Annotated in this window: 18 protein-coding genes and 3 pseudogenes; 7 read left to right on the top strand and 14 right to left on the bottom strand. The window is 40.8% G+C overall.

Features of this window, described 5'->3' with window-relative positions; all coding sequences use genetic code 11:
- Window positions 1-77: 77 nt before the first annotated feature.
- Window positions 78-506 (top strand): annotated as a pseudogene (locus AC4IFT_RS21710) (tyrosine-type recombinase/integrase); the annotation flags it as partial.
- Here AC4IFT_RS21710 and AC4IFT_RS21705 read toward each other — a convergent pair.
- Window positions 481-867, bottom strand: coding sequence for a hypothetical protein (locus tag AC4IFT_RS21705; RefSeq protein WP_490752744.1), 387 nt, complete (start codon window positions 865-867; stop codon window positions 481-483). The pseudogene AC4IFT_RS21710 and the gene AC4IFT_RS21705 overlap by 26 nt on opposite strands.
- A gap of 140 nt (window positions 868-1007) precedes the next feature.
- On the opposite strand from AC4IFT_RS21705, the gene AC4IFT_RS21700 reads away from it, so the two are divergent.
- The gene (locus AC4IFT_RS21700) at window positions 1008-1160 is read left to right on the top strand and encodes a SymE family type I addiction module toxin (RefSeq protein WP_490752742.1); all 153 of its coding nucleotides are present in this window, start codon (window positions 1008-1010) and stop codon (window positions 1158-1160) included.
- Window positions 1161-1202: 42 nt separating this feature from the next.
- Here the strand turns inward: AC4IFT_RS21700 and AC4IFT_RS21695 are convergent, their stop codons facing one another.
- From AC4IFT_RS21695 to AC4IFT_RS21680, 4 genes are all read right to left on the bottom strand, one after another.
- Window positions 1203-1517 (bottom strand): hypothetical protein, encoded by a 315-nt coding sequence (locus AC4IFT_RS21695; protein WP_490752740.1) that lies wholly within the window; start codon window positions 1515-1517, stop codon window positions 1203-1205.
- Window position 1518: 1 nt separating this feature from the next.
- Window positions 1519-2292 carry a hypothetical protein gene (locus AC4IFT_RS21690; RefSeq protein ID WP_490752739.1) on the bottom strand — a complete coding sequence of 258 codons (774 nt, stop codon included), beginning with the start codon at window positions 2290-2292 and terminating at the stop codon, window positions 1519-1521.
- 330 nt (window positions 2293-2622) lie between these two features.
- On the bottom strand, window positions 2623-3174 hold the full coding sequence (locus tag AC4IFT_RS21685) for an immunity 42 family protein (protein ID WP_490752737.1): 552 nt from the start codon (window positions 3172-3174) through the stop codon (window positions 2623-2625).
- Between the two features lie 63 nt (window positions 3175-3237).
- On the bottom strand, window positions 3238-3651 hold the full coding sequence (locus AC4IFT_RS21680) for a hypothetical protein (RefSeq protein WP_490752736.1): 414 nt from the start codon (window positions 3649-3651) through the stop codon (window positions 3238-3240).
- A gap of 284 nt (window positions 3652-3935) precedes the next feature.
- On the opposite strand from AC4IFT_RS21680, the gene AC4IFT_RS21675 reads away from it, so the two are divergent.
- Both AC4IFT_RS21675 and AC4IFT_RS21670 read left to right on the top strand, forming a co-directional pair.
- Window positions 3936-4205: a helix-turn-helix domain-containing protein gene (locus AC4IFT_RS21675; RefSeq protein WP_490752734.1), complete on the top strand. Its 270-nt coding sequence runs from the start codon at window positions 3936-3938 to the stop codon at window positions 4203-4205.
- 80 nt (window positions 4206-4285) lie between these two features.
- Window positions 4286-4510: a SymE family type I addiction module toxin gene (locus tag AC4IFT_RS21670; RefSeq protein ID WP_490752732.1), complete on the top strand. Its 225-nt coding sequence runs from the start codon at window positions 4286-4288 to the stop codon at window positions 4508-4510.
- 60 nt (window positions 4511-4570) lie between these two features.
- Here the strand turns inward: AC4IFT_RS21670 and AC4IFT_RS21665 are convergent, their stop codons facing one another.
- Genes AC4IFT_RS21665 through AC4IFT_RS21655 form a run of 3 tightly spaced genes read right to left on the bottom strand, consistent with a single transcriptional unit; the run spans window position 4571 to window position 7037 of the window.
- The gene (locus AC4IFT_RS21665) at window positions 4571-4984 is read right to left on the bottom strand and encodes an Imm63 family immunity protein (protein WP_490752730.1); all 414 of its coding nucleotides are present in this window, start codon (window positions 4982-4984) and stop codon (window positions 4571-4573) included.
- Window positions 4965-5264: a TNT domain-containing protein gene (locus AC4IFT_RS21660; protein ID WP_490752748.1), complete on the bottom strand. Its 300-nt coding sequence runs from the start codon at window positions 5262-5264 to the stop codon at window positions 4965-4967. Before AC4IFT_RS21660 ends, AC4IFT_RS21665 begins: the two co-directional genes overlap by 20 nt.
- A gap of 45 nt (window positions 5265-5309) precedes the next feature.
- Window positions 5310-7037 carry a VENN motif pre-toxin domain-containing protein gene (locus AC4IFT_RS21655; protein ID WP_490752728.1) on the bottom strand — a complete coding sequence of 576 codons (1728 nt, stop codon included), beginning with the start codon at window positions 7035-7037 and terminating at the stop codon, window positions 5310-5312.
- Window positions 7038-7177: 140 nt separating this feature from the next.
- Between AC4IFT_RS21655 and AC4IFT_RS21650 the strand changes: the two genes are divergently transcribed.
- Entirely contained in the window at window positions 7178-7402 is a 225-nt protein-coding gene (locus tag AC4IFT_RS21650; RefSeq protein ID WP_490752726.1) for a SymE family type I addiction module toxin, read from the top strand.
- Here the strand turns inward: AC4IFT_RS21650 and AC4IFT_RS21645 are convergent.
- Window positions 7368-7970 (bottom strand): hypothetical protein, encoded by a 603-nt coding sequence (locus AC4IFT_RS21645; protein WP_430256194.1) that lies wholly within the window; start codon window positions 7968-7970, stop codon window positions 7368-7370. The genes AC4IFT_RS21650 and AC4IFT_RS21645 overlap by 35 nt on opposite strands.
- On the bottom strand, window positions 7954-8799 hold the full coding sequence (locus AC4IFT_RS21640; protein ID WP_490752725.1) for a hypothetical protein: 846 nt from the start codon (window positions 8797-8799) through the stop codon (window positions 7954-7956). Before AC4IFT_RS21640 ends, AC4IFT_RS21645 begins: the two co-directional genes overlap by 17 nt.
- A gap of 218 nt (window positions 8800-9017) precedes the next feature.
- Here AC4IFT_RS21640 and AC4IFT_RS21635 point away from each other — a divergent pair, with 218 nt between their 5' ends.
- A complete protein-coding gene (locus AC4IFT_RS21635; RefSeq protein WP_490752746.1) occupies window positions 9018-9152 on the top strand; it encodes a SymE family type I addiction module toxin in 135 nt (44 codons plus the stop codon).
- On the opposite strand, the gene AC4IFT_RS21630 is transcribed toward AC4IFT_RS21635, so the two are convergent.
- Together AC4IFT_RS21630 and AC4IFT_RS21625 are read right to left on the bottom strand one after the other, a co-directional pair.
- Window positions 9149-9814 carry a hypothetical protein gene (locus AC4IFT_RS21630; protein WP_490752723.1) on the bottom strand — a complete coding sequence of 222 codons (666 nt, stop codon included), beginning with the start codon at window positions 9812-9814 and terminating at the stop codon, window positions 9149-9151. The two genes, AC4IFT_RS21635 and AC4IFT_RS21630, sit on opposite strands and share 4 nt — an antisense overlap.
- 2 nt (window positions 9815-9816) lie before the next feature.
- A pseudogene (locus AC4IFT_RS21625) lies at window positions 9817-12129 on the bottom strand (VENN motif pre-toxin domain-containing protein); the annotation flags it as partial.
- Between the two features lie 67 nt (window positions 12130-12196).
- Between AC4IFT_RS21625 and AC4IFT_RS21620 the strand changes: the two are divergent.
- A complete protein-coding gene (locus AC4IFT_RS21620) occupies window positions 12197-12385 on the top strand; it encodes a SymE family type I addiction module toxin (RefSeq protein WP_490752721.1) in 189 nt (62 codons plus the stop codon).
- On the opposite strand, the gene AC4IFT_RS21615 is transcribed toward AC4IFT_RS21620, so the two are convergent.
- On the bottom strand, window positions 12382-12714 hold the full coding sequence (locus AC4IFT_RS21615; protein WP_219245839.1) for a hypothetical protein: 333 nt from the start codon (window positions 12712-12714) through the stop codon (window positions 12382-12384). The two genes, AC4IFT_RS21620 and AC4IFT_RS21615, sit on opposite strands and share 4 nt — an antisense overlap.
- A pseudogene (locus tag AC4IFT_RS21610) lies at window positions 12714-13768 on the bottom strand (DNA/RNA non-specific endonuclease); the annotation flags it as partial. The gene AC4IFT_RS21615 and the pseudogene AC4IFT_RS21610, both read right to left, overlap by 1 nt.

Genomic DNA, 13768 nt, shown 5'->3' with positions numbered 1-13768 from the left:
CAACGCAAGGAGATAAATTATGGCATCTTACTGATGCTAAAGTCAGGGCTGTCAAGCCTTTGGGTAAATCGTATAAAGCTTGTGATTGGCACGCAACCAATAAGAAGTGGTCCGAAGGACATAGCCATCGAGTCCTCAAAAGCCTTGAGGACAATATCTTTGCTGCTATTGGTAAACGTAATATTGCTGAATTGAAAACCCGCGATCTCCTCGAACTCATTAAAGTCGTAGAGATGTCTGGAGGTCTTGAGGTGGCTGCACGTTTACAGCAACGAGTGACTGCTATTATGCGCTATGCAGTACAAAGCGGTTTAATCGACTATAACCCAGCGCAAGATATGGCTGGCGCAGTGGCGACAGGCAAACGAGTTCACAGAGCGGCATTAGAGCTTAAACGCCTACCTGAGTTCTTACAACGCATTGATGATTATAAGGGAAGGTCTTTAACTAAGCTTGCAGTCAAGCTTACTTTATTAGTCTTTATTCGTTCCAGTGAACTGCGTTTTTTTGTTCTTTCTCTTTATCTTTCTCTTTATCGAATATCGGGTTGATACTGCCATCATTGGCGTGCTCGGTATCGCGATTGAGCTCGTTAACATCCTGTTTTTGTTTGTCTTCATTGCGAACAATGACAGTACCGTCACTGACCGCCGATTGCGTGGTGCCTTCCGCATGGCCGCTGTTATTGGCGTTAGAGAGTAACCCGCCTGCGGCATTGGTCACCAGTTGGCTACCAATTGGGCCACCGGTGCCAATCGAACCGCCCGTGTGCTCGGCGGTAAAATCGGCTTTGTTGTCGATATCTTTCCAACCCAGCGTACCTGTATCAAGGCGATTTTTGTCTTTGTCCGCGGTTGACGCAATCACCGCACCATCAAGCTGAGTGTGCTCTTTGACGTTAACATCAAAGCCACCTTTTGCTTTTCGACGATTGGCATTAGTGCGCGGTTGTAAGGCGAAAAGCTAGACAGCTAAAAAAGAAGAGGGGGGAAACCTGACGATATTCAGTGGGTTACTTGCCTAACAGAGGTAAACCCAACCCCAGCCCACAACTGACCATCAGCGGTCAGTGGCTGAATGAGTTGGAATTTGAGGTAGGCACTCAATACACTCTCACTCGCCAAGCCGGACAGTTGATTATCCGGCTGGCTGAGGAGTGAGGTAGATAAGGGGGATCCCTGTTTGGTGACGGGGTCCCTATCTTAACTGCGCATTATCCGCCTTAAAAAATCTCGAGCATCTTTTTTAGCCCTGCCTTTTCCTTGTAAACTTTTTTCATAATCTTCTACTGTCAAAATTTCATTCTTACTAATAGAGTGGTCTATAGTTGAAAGATCAAACTCAATGACATACTTTTTATTTATTAAATATCCGTAGATTTCGACACACTGATCAATTCCCTGATATAGAATATTTACGGAATCAATATACGTGAACTCATTAGCTAGGAATGGAAAAATAATATTTTTTTCTATTTCTTTAAATTTTATCAATTCATCATTATTTTCGTTCTTCATTTTAGTCAATTACTCCAGGTGTAGCTGTTACTAAATTTTCATGTTTGTCGGTAAGAATGGTCATCGTATTTGTGGGTTTATTACTAAACTTATCAATTCCAATAGGTTTATCCAACGTAATTACTCTTTGATACAATATATCTTTCTGTCCAGTTACTTTATTATCAGATATTTGTGTCTTACTAATAGGAACCTTCGTGACATCTGGATTTTGAAGCAATGATTTAACTTCCGATTGACTAATCGTAAATTGGCTTGCATTCGATTTTCCAGAAAAATGACGCTTGACTAAATGTTCCCATCCCGCTTTTGAATTACCATTTTGAATATTTGTACGAGATTGTGTAATAGGATTAGCCAATAGGTCTTTATCTATTACATTTTGAGAACCATTTGTTACTTTTGGTTTCCATACGCCACCTTCATATACAGAACCGCTAGCATCGTATACTGTTTTACCATCAAATTGATTATTTGGATGCTTAACATCTGTCACTGTCCCTGTATCTTTAAAACTATATTCGCCTTTTCCAGCATCCCAACTCGGCATTTCCTTACCGCTTTTCACAAAGGCTAAGTAAGATTTCGCTGCCATATACTGGATCAATTTAGCTTCTGAGGTCGGTATTGAACCACTTAATATTTGAGCGGCTTTCTCGGGGGGCATTTGCTCATTAGACCAATAAACGTCTAATGGAATGCCCATAAAGTTACCCCAAGCGACCAGTAACCCTCTTGCGGGGTCTTGACCTTCTGGATGGTCACCTTTCAACATCTCTTTTACGCTAGCATTGAGTTCCTCAACGGTTGTTCCTTTTTTTAATTCGTAAACAACATGATTTTCAAGGCCTGCTAACGATTTATCACCACTACTACCGAAGAAGTTATTCTCAACAACAACTCATTCCATTGCAAAACGGGCAGATAAAACCCATTTTCGCTAGTATATTCAGTTGGTTAAATTTACATCTTCAAAAAACATTTTGATCCATAGAACCGATTTTGCCGACGTGCGTTTTTCCGTTCTGTCACGATATTTAGCTTAGTTGAGTGGGGTGATAGTTAAAAAAATTCCAGCATGGAGCTGGAATCTTTTTATTTATTATTAACTTTTTTCGCCAAGTATGTATTGTGAATATTCTTTTACTTCCTTAATGATTGTCTCTATTTCATTTTTTGAAATAATTACATCTTCAATCATTGGTTGTTTGATTGTTTCCCAGTAATTTCTATCTTCAATTTCATCACGTATAAGGCGTTCAGTCTTCCCTCCAATAATCCTCACAGATGTTTCATTCGAAAGAGCAAAGAAACAACATCCAGAATCACTTATATTAGAGGATGTTATACAATAATTAAAATTCTGCTCAGGATACTCATCGTCTGCTGAAGACTCAGGATATGCTAAGTTAAATAATTTATTGAATGCCTCCTTTGTAGGCAATTCAAAAATTTGATCATTTCGTGGTTGTGAGGCCAAAGCACAATCACTATCAATGATTTCAAAAAGGTCCACAGATAGAGTTGAAACTCGAATTTTTTCTGGATACATATTGCTATTTATGACCAAATAAAATAAACCATTTTTATATCCACCGCTCCATTCAGGGATATACTCAGTCCAAATAGCTAAACGATGAGGATCACCAAAAATCATACTATCTCCATTTACCAGGTAAGCCGAATTCTTTTCTTACACTATTTGGAACTTCGCTTTTTTTCAATGGAACAGACTTGTCTCCTGTACTTCCTGACCAATGCCAAGAACCATCATTAGTGTTTGTGAATTGGGTACATTACCATCTTTATCAATAGAGTACCTTTTCTTACCACTTTCAATTGAGTTGCCAAATAGCTCAATTGAATTTTTAGGTTCTGTACCCGCCTCTCGACTATAACCTAGTTGGTTTGGTGTGTGTTTTCCATTTGATTGATAAATCAGGCCGTTAGAGGCTTGTGTTTTTTCTGAAACAGGAATAGCAGATCCTTTGCTTTGGTCTTTGTTGGTATTATTTGGAGATTTTCCTTGATTCTTATTGCCAACTTTAGAACCAATAACACTTGCCGCTGTTTCCAACAGCATTATGTTGCGTTTTTCTTTCTCAACAAACTGAGTTGCATCCGCAACCGTCATCCCTGAGCTGACTAACTCTTTCTGGCGTAATTCTGTGTCGAAGAAACCAGTTAATGGACCTTGACCGTTATTTATCCAGCTTAAATTTTCAGAAACACCAGTTTTACCACCGCCACGATAGCCCCTTACTGCTAATTCTTTCCCTAGTTCGTGGTTAATAAAGGCAAGTTCTTCACGACTCAGTTCACCACTTTATGCTTTTTCTTTCAAAGTATTAATTACAGCATTACTGGCTTCTCGATATTCTAACCAAACCGCTTTTTGACAAGCATCACTTTGACAATATGGTGGGACGTTGGGAACAAGGGCAGACTAAACCCCAGTTTGATTATATTGTTAAACTGGCGCAGATATTGGAGGTCTCCATCGACCATTTGATATTGGGTGCAGAAGGTCTTAACCAACCTGCATTTGAGATTAAAAACAAGCGGCTAAAAGAGCTGTGCAAACAGGTGGATACCCTAAAAACTGAAGACCAAGACATGATTTGTCATTTTCTCGATTTAGCGATTTCCCAAGAGAAGATTAAACAAGTGATTGGTGCAACGAAGTAATTGAGCAACACAGAACGCGATGCTGACAGGGTGCAACCTGCCAACACCGCTAACCACAGCAACTAATAGGAGTAGTCCCTATGGCTAAGCGCGATTGTAGTGTAAAAACACAAGCAGCTAAAGAAGAAGTGGTCAAAACCAGACAATATACAGTGGGTTACTTGCCGAACCGAGGTAAACCCAACCCCAGCCCGCAACTGAACATTAGCGGTAAATGGCTGAATGAGTTAGGGTTTGAGGTGGGCAGTCACTACACCCTCATACGCCAAGCCGGACAGTTGATTATCCGGCTGGCTGAGGCGTGAGGTAGGTAAGAGAGAGCCCTGTATGATACTGGGATTATTTTTACTAAAAATATAAATTTTTTAATACGTTGTATCATCATAAGGACTGCTTTGTAGTGTATTATTTATTTCATTTTTTACTCTTATCCCCCATTCAGGGTTTATTTTCGCCATTAGATCAATGATCATCGGAAAAATAATTCTTCGCCCATCATGATATGGAACTCTATTCTTCAGCTCATAACGCACCGCAATTTCATGAATAAAATCAAACATTATCCAATAAAGTAATTCATCTAATGATGATGTTGTGCGTCTGCAAAACTCAATACCTCTTTCAGAGTAAACATAATTATAGCTATCCCCCTCTATCGCTATATGAGGTGTTCCATCCCCCGGAGGAGAAAGATATATGTGTAAGTCTTTACTAGGAATATTAATTATTGAACCTAATAAATTTACTTTATCCTGTATCTCATTTACTGTTAATAGCACTGGTTTTAACCTCTTTAATATATTTATTATCTATTAACCACTGAACATTAACTCGCTCTTGCATATTTGGTAAAATTTGAACTCCACCACCAGGCTCGCCAAATGCAGAGGCTATTTTTCCTTGTATTACTGGCAATGGCTTAATAACTTCATATTCATAGTATTTTTCTGCCCTAGCCCCAGGCGCCAACGCTCGTTGCTCATAGGGAGTTCCTTTGGGTGCAAGGAATGGTCCACTAGGAGAGCCATACCTATCTAAACGAGTTCCTACTTGAAGAATTGCTTTTGTTGGATCCTCAGCAAAACCTAAGTTACTAGGCCAATCTCATTTACCGTCTGCAGTCCTATATCTATCATAATATGAAAATCCAGCAGCTTCATTATCGGTTATAGCTCCCCAAGAATGAGATTCTTGAGAAGTTTTATTTGGTGATACATTATTAATTGCATCCTTCGGTGTAGTCACTCCTCCGTTCGGCTTACTTGTAATTTTATTACCAACATATCCGCCGAATATAGCAGCTGAACCAAGCGCGATATTTGTACTACCTTCAGCAATTTTACCATCAGATACCTGGGCTATCCCCTTTCCTGTCTGGTAAGAACCACCGGCAGCTAATGATAAACGCATTAACTGGCTGATTCTGCCGGGTCCGGCTAACAGTGCATCGGTTCCTATCACGGCCTGAGACAAATGAACTCCAGCCGAATTAAGGTATCGGTATGCTTCGTTATATTCTTTTGTTAAAACCGGACCGATTGAATCATGTTTCAATATTGAATCAATAACCTGAGACGCTTCCGTTTCACTCATTCCTCTGTAAAACTGCAATTGAGTTCCGTACTCATTAAGAAAACGCGCCAGCTCCGCTTTACCGGCATCATCCAGTTTTCCTGCTTTATAACCGGCAATTAATTTATCGTTATATTTATCTTCATTTGTTAGATAAAAAATATCCTGTGAAGCCTTCAGCAGGTTTTGTCCGGCCTTTTGAGCTTCGAGCGCTTTAAACCGGCGATCTTCTTTCTCTGGTGATAATAAATTATTCTCAACAGCATTCTTCGCTGCTTGCGAGCCAGTAATTGCCCCAGCCACATCACCGGTAGTCAGTCCGCCAGCTAATCCTGAAGCCAATTGGCTCAGTGCACTGACTTGTTGTTTCTCACTTTCGGTTAAGTCTGAAACCTTCTTGCCCGGGAAGAGGGTATCCATAATCACATGAGCGGACAGCTCGCCGCCGCCAGCACCTAACCCACCCGCAGCAGCGGATTGGTTATTCAGCTCAGCGACTACAGCGCCTAACACAGCATGTGCCATGGCATTCGCGGCTTTATTATCTTCTCCCACTTGCTGTTTTATCAACGTTGCTAAGTAAGGAGAAGAGGCATTCGCCAATGCACCTGCTAAATTATCACCTGCCAGCCCTTGGAGCAATCCGGTGACGGCTTGAGCGGCTTTTTGGAAGTCGCTGCCCGTGCCATACTGTGCCATGGCGTTGTTGTAGGCTTGTTGCTTAATGGCGTCATCGGTTATAGGCTCAACCGAGTTATCCTTTTTCGCTTTGGCTTCCAGCTGTTTTTTCGCGACCGCTAACGCATCGGGGTCTTTCTGCGCTTTTAGGCCAGCAATTTCCCCTTCGGTGCGGATGATATCCATGGTCTGATTGCCGATTTCACCAATCAACTGGGATTGTTTTAAGCGGTTTTGTTCTTTCTCTTTATCGAATATCGGGTTGATACTGCCATCATTGGCGTGCTCGGTATCGCGATTGAGCTCGTTAACATCCTGTTTTTGTTTGTCTTCATTGCGAACAATGACAGTACCGTCACTGACCGCCGATTGCGTGGTGCCTTCCGCATGGCCGCTGTTATTGGCGTTAGAGAGTAACCCGCCTGCGGCATTGGTCACCAGTTGGCTACCAATTGGGCCACCGGTGCCAATCGAACCGCCCGTGTGCTCGGCGGTAAAATCGGCTTTGTTGTCGATATCTTTCCAACCCAGCGTACCTGTATCAAGGCGATTTTTGTCTTTGTCCGCGGTTGACGCAATCACCGCACCATCAAGCTGAGTGTGCTCTTTGACGTTAACATCAAAGCCACCTTTTGCTTTTCGACGATTGGCATTAGTGCGCGGTTGTAAGGCGAAAAGCTAGACAGCTAAAAAAGAAGAGGGGGGAAACCTGACGATATACAGTGGGTTACTTGCCAAACCGAGGTAAACCCAACCCCAGCCCACAACTGACTATCAGCGGTCAGTGGCTGAAAGAGTTGGGGTTTGAGGTGGGTAGCCACTTTACCCTCACTCGCCAAGCCGGACAGCTGATTATCCGGTTGGCTGAGAGTAAGGCTATTAGAGGGGCTCGACTCAAAGTAATAGTATTGATTACATTTGTAGTTTCCAAAAATTCATGCCATTAATAAGCCAATACTGGTACTTATCAGGAACAAATAATCCAAAATCATTACTAGCTTTAGCACTCCAATCAGAGGGAACTAATTTTTCATGATTACGTTCCCAATCTGTATGACGATAAATTTTTTTATCAAAATTAATGTAGAATTTAGGAAGTCGCATTTTCCATTTATCCCAATCATCAGATACCGTTTCTGTTAATGTGGACAGAAATTGTTCTATATAAGAATAAAACGCTAATAACTCATCATTATTTCGATTATATTTAAAAAATGACTGCATCCAATTAACAGAATGAATTTCTACACTATCTTGGTTTATATAATCTTTAAAATTATGTTGATCTAAAATGGGGAGCCCTTTTCTAAAACTAGATACTGCCTCATCATAAAGGGATTCTTTCATCCAACCATTCTCTACATAAGATTGATATTCCGGCCTTACATCAATACAATAATTCTCTTTATTATCAACCGTATAATAATGAACTCCATCGACAACAAAAATAGCAATTTCCTTTTCACCATTAAAAATACTGTTGAGTAAGTTTTGATAATCATTTGCCAAATTCATTCAAAAACTCCTTCTCTGTTAGTACTAGGCCTTTTGATGAGTTTTGTTCTATTAATTTATCCCATACTTTAGGTAACTCTATAGATATACTAGGTTCGCCAGTCCCAGGATCTACAATTTTAGGTGCGTTAGGATTTTTAGGAACGCCAGGTATGGGTTTCTGAGGTACTAATGATCCCATTATTTGCTTATGTAGAGTGGCATCAATTTCAAACATCACAACAGACCCATCTGGTCTATTGTTCGTAAGATAATAAACTGCATGATTAGGACCATTAGTACTGACACAAAGCTGGCTACTACATCCCGAGTTTATTGAAACACTTCCATCAGAGTTCACATTGATCCTATTTTGACTCGTTTTCGTTCCACTTCCCCCACCTTCAACTCTAAAATACGTTTCAGAATTCTTTGCTTTATCCGAGTTAGTGAATAACGAATTATTTATACTAGGTGTTTCTTTACTCACTCCACCCGAAATTACCTGACTCACCATTTCAGGAGTAACATCCCCACCTTCTTTTTTAAGGGCTTGTAAAGTAGCTAACTCAACAAGCTGTTCTTTAGTCAGTTTTGCAGTCAGTCCAGCTGTACCTGTAAGTGCTATACCTGCAGGAGCAGCTTCTGCACCAAGCATTTCAAGAATGAAAACACCTGCTTCATTAGCACAGAGCACTGGGTTAGTTAAACAACCAGCCGCAGCAGCATCAACAGCAATGATTAATCCGTGGGTGCCCAGCCCAGTAGCCAAAGCTAATTTTAGAGCATCATCAACCGCTTGACCTCTGATACAGGCTTCACCAGAAGGGTTGTCAGCACAAGAAATCACATCTTTTGCATGGTCTCTCGCAAATTTCAGTTGCCCGTCTTCTGTACCACCGAATAAGTTATTCTCAACAACAACTCATTCCATTGCGACTTAGCCAGATTAAACCATCCTTTCCATTTATATTCAGTTAGTTACAACTAAATTTTGCAAGTGGATTTTGGGTGGAGAACTCAAAATCTCCGATATGCACTTTTGCGGTCAGGCTGAAATAAAACAGAATTAAAACCAGACACCATACAGTGAGTTACGCCCCTAACCGCGGTAAATCCAACCCCAACCCACAACTCACTTTACGCGGTAAGTGGTTGGGTGAGTTAGGGGGTACAGTGTCTTCAGAATATAGCATTGTTTAAGGATATTCTTTTGTAGCTTCCCAATAGCCCTGTTCATCCTCAGCAAAGTGCGACATAAGAAAATCGAAGTCCCATATTGGGGACTTAATTCCATTTAATTTTTTTTCTGATATTTTTTCATTTCTAGATTTAGTTCTTATTATGGAATCCTGATTAATTTTATTAATTATATTGATATCTGAAATTAAATTATCATATCCAATTGTTTGAATAGAGATGTCTGCCTCATCAAACTCGATGAATACATCACCTGAAAAAATAATATCACTATAAATATAGGTATCGATATAATTCATAGCTTTTCCTGAACATCGAATGCGCCTATCTTTCAATCCAAAAGATAAGCCTGATGAATCAAAACTATCAAGACTATTTGTAACTAATGAAACATTAGTATTTTTTGTGTTTTCAATAGTTAATGTAGCTTTCTTTAAAAGAATGACCATGTCATCAGATTTATTAATAATACTATCCGGATTTAATATAAGTATTTGATTTCTCCAGCGTTCCTCATCCATATTAATTGCGATGTTTTCAAATTTGATAGTACATTTTCTATCACTATTAATGGTTGGATATGACATATAAAAATCGATACCAATCGTATCAAAAAAATATATCAAGTAATAATAGCTATTTGTAATATTCATTTTATATTTCATGACTATTCACTCCTCTTGAAAATATATTCAGTTATCTTTTCATGTTTTATAGGTGAACCATTTGACTGATTATATCCTTGGCTTGATATTTCTTTTTTTTCTATAAGAGTAAGGCCTTGTGACTTTGCTTCTTTTTCTAAGTTTTTCACAAACTTATTGGTTTTATTGCCTCTAATAATTATAGTTCCGTTCGGTTCTAACACTCGAATGACCTCACTATTCAGGGGATTAAAGCCATAAGGGTTATCCATGATGACCGTTTTTTGGGAACCTGTAGCAATATTTGATAAATTGTTAGCATAGCCAGCATATACACCTGTTCCTTTAGGATAATCAGGATGAGAAATATTATAAGCACCTTCTATAGGTTTGTTACCTGCGCCTATATTTAAAGTGCCTCCTTGCTGTGGTTTATCATAATATGGATATTTGACAAGTGTATTTTCCTGCCAAACAGAATTACCCGGAGAAACAATTCCACCATTCGGCTTACCAGTAGTAACTTTATTTCCTAGATAGCCACCTGATATAGCTGCACTACCAAGACCAACATTGATTAAGCCATCAGCAATTTTCCCATCGGCAATTTGGGCAAAACCCGTTCCTGTTTGATAAGAACCGCCTGAAATCAGCGCCAATCGCATTATTTGGCTAACTCGCCCCGGCCCAGCCAATAACGCATCTGTACCAATCATCGCTTGCCATTCCTGCCTAGCTTGGGTGCTTAATTGGCTTAATGCTCGGTTATATTGCTCATCTAAGTTAGGTACAAAATGACTGGTTTCTTTCAATATCTCTGCTATTTGTTTTTGTGCATCCGCTTCACTAACTCCCCTTAGCTGCAATTGCACACCAACAGCATTTAAATATTCAGCTAAAACAGCCTGCTCTTTTTCATTCAATAATCCTTTGCCATTTCTCTCAATCAGGCTATTTGTGTATTTGTCTTTATCCATTAAATAAATAATATCTAAGGAAGCCGACTTAAGGTTTTTTCCTGCCTCTTGGTCATCAAGCGCTTTGTCTAGGATTATCCTTTCATCTTTACTTAAGTGGTTATTCTCAACCGCGTTCTTTCCAGCTTGCGAGCCAGTAATCGCACCTGCCACATCACCTGTAGTAAGACCGCCAGCTAATCCTGAAGCCAACTGGCTTAGTGCACTGACTTGCTGTTTCTCACTTTCACTCAGCTCCCAAATTTCTTTGCCCGGGAAGAGGGTGTTTAAGATAACATGAGCAGATAGCTCACCACCACCGGCGCCTAATCCACCCGCAGCAGCGGATTGGTTATTCAGCTCAGCGACTACAGCACCCAATACTGCGTGCGCCATGGCATTTGCGGCTTTATTATCTTCGCCAACCTGCTGTTTTATCAATGTCGCTAAGTACGGCGACGAGGCATTTGCCAATGCGCCTGCTAAATTATCACCTGCTAGGCCTTGTAGCAATCCTGTGACGGCTTGGGCGGCTTTTTGGAAGTCGCTGCCCGTGCCGTACTGTGCCATGGCGTTGTTGTAGGCCTGTTGCTTAATGGCGTCATCGGTGAGTGTTTTCCCCTCAGATTCCAGCTGTTTTTTCGCGACCGCTAACGCATCGGGGTCTTTCTGTGCTTTCAGGCCAGCAATATCCCCTTCGGTGCGGATGATATCCATGGTCTGATTGCCGATTTCACCAATCAACTGGGATTGTTTTAAGCGGTTTTGTTCTTTCTCTTTATCGAATATCGGGTTGATGCTGCCGTCATTGGCGTGCTCGGTATCGCGATTGAGCTCGTTAACATCCTGTTTTTGTTTGCCTTCATTGCGAACAATGACAGTACCGTCACTGACCGCCGATTGCGTGGTGCCTTCCGCATGGCCGCTGTTATTGGCGTTAGAGAGTAACCCGCCTGCGGCATTGGTCACCAGTTGGCTACCAATTGGGCCACCGGTGCCAATCGAACCGCCCGTGTGCTCGGCGGTAAAATCGGCTTTGTTGTCGATATCTTTCCAACCCAGCGTACCTGTATCAAGGCGATTTTTGTCTTTGTCCGCGGTTGACGCAATCACCGCACCATCAAGCTGAGTGTGCTCTTTGACGTTAACATCAAAGCCACCTTTGCCTGCAAAAATACCGGTTTGTTCTTTCACACTGTCGTAGTTACTGTGTATCTTGTCTTTGCTGGCACTGATATTGATGTTTGGCGTGCCACCTATCGTGTAACCGCCACCGACGCTGACCTCTTGCTGTTTCGCATCATAACGGTCACTGTCTTGTTCACTTTGCAAGGTGAGGTCACGACCGACATTGACAGTGACTTGCTCACCATTTTCCTGCATTTAAGGTACTGCCTTGGGACTGACGGCTCTCGGTGTGAGTTTCACTTTTTGAGGATTGGCAGTTGTGCGCGGTTGTAAAGTAAAAAACCAGACAGCTAAAGAAGAAGTGGCAAAAACCAGACAGTATACAGTGGGTTACTTGCCGAACCGCGGTAAACCCAACCCCAGCCCACAACTGACACTCAGCGGTAAGTGGCTGAGGAGTGAGGCTTTTAACGAAGATCCCAGCACTTACTGGGATCTTTTACTTTAATCTTCGTATTTAAAATCTATATTAATTTTCATTGTTTCTAAGTCTAATGTAGATTCACAAGCTTTCCAAACGGGAAGGCCATTCGTTAGATTATTTTCAATATAATAGTTTTGCAGTTCAACTAAATTGTGAAGCATATTTGTATTCACGACGCCACCCGCTGTAAGCCATTTCAACTCATTTTCATTATCAATATAATCATATTCATATTCACATGTGTCACCCTCGGCTGATAAGCTAGCTCTCATTATTATTTTTTGAGCATCATCTGGAGCTATGCCGTATAGTAATAACCCTATCTCATTATATATTTCTTGTTCAGTTTTCATTATTTACCTCCAGAATCGTTAATAAACGTTCTTTCTACAGGACGATCATTTCCAATCTTATACGTAACGTTAAAACTACTTGGCCGACCACTTTGTCCTGAATATACCGGTTCTATTTTAACATTAACTTGTTTACCGTTCTTTAACGCGTCAGCCCATGAGTTCTCCATTTTTTCCATTCACCTCTATTCAAGTTAGAGTTCATTGGAACAATATTGAGTTTTTCTCCTGGACCATTGAAACGAGTTGCAATTAAATGTCCACCTTCATCACCAGCAACGCCACATTTGCCAGCTTTACATTGCTGATAGCTATTTCTATCATTGGTATTTAATGAAAGTTTTGCTTCTACACTTTGTACTCGTCCTTGAGAATCTGTTTTATAAGTGTTGTTCCCATCGACTTTATAAACTGTATTTGGCTCAGGTTTATTCAGCTGCTTATTCCAATCACCTTTACCACCAGACTTGATATCAACAACTTTATGCTCTGTTGATGATGGATTTTTTTGAGAACTATTACTTTGTTCTTTTTCTTTATTCCCTTTGTCACCTTTACCTTTGATCCCTAAAGCTGACACACCGCCTGAGCCTGATACAGGTCCTCGGATACCCGCACTATCTAGAATTTCTTTTCCTTGGAGTGCTATACGAACTGATGTGGGTAGAGATTGGTAAATGGCATGAGCACTTTCTGCATTCTCTGCATTTACAAATGCATTAAATTTCGCATGTTCTTCAGGGCTTAACTTAGAGACTAAAGCCGCTAATTTGGAATTAGATTGCTCACTCCCTGTGTTCATCATTTCCCAAGCAGCAATCGAGCAATACACATTGTCGCTACATTCTTTTGCTACAGCTTCTTCTCTTTGTTTTTCACTCAATGCACCATATTTTTCGTAAATAGACTGAGTGTCTTTACCTTCTTTCTCTGCTATTTCCAACTCTTTCTGCATGTTGAGAACATCTTTGCCACTAAGATAGTTATTCTCAACTGTGGTCTTCCCGGCCTCTGCGGCATTTGCTGCACTGGACGTATCGCCGCCGACTAATCC

The organism is Providencia sp. UF-183, from assembly GCF_058246155.1.
Note: the sequence above shows the minus strand (reverse complement) of the source record. Positions and strands in the feature narration are given on the sequence as shown.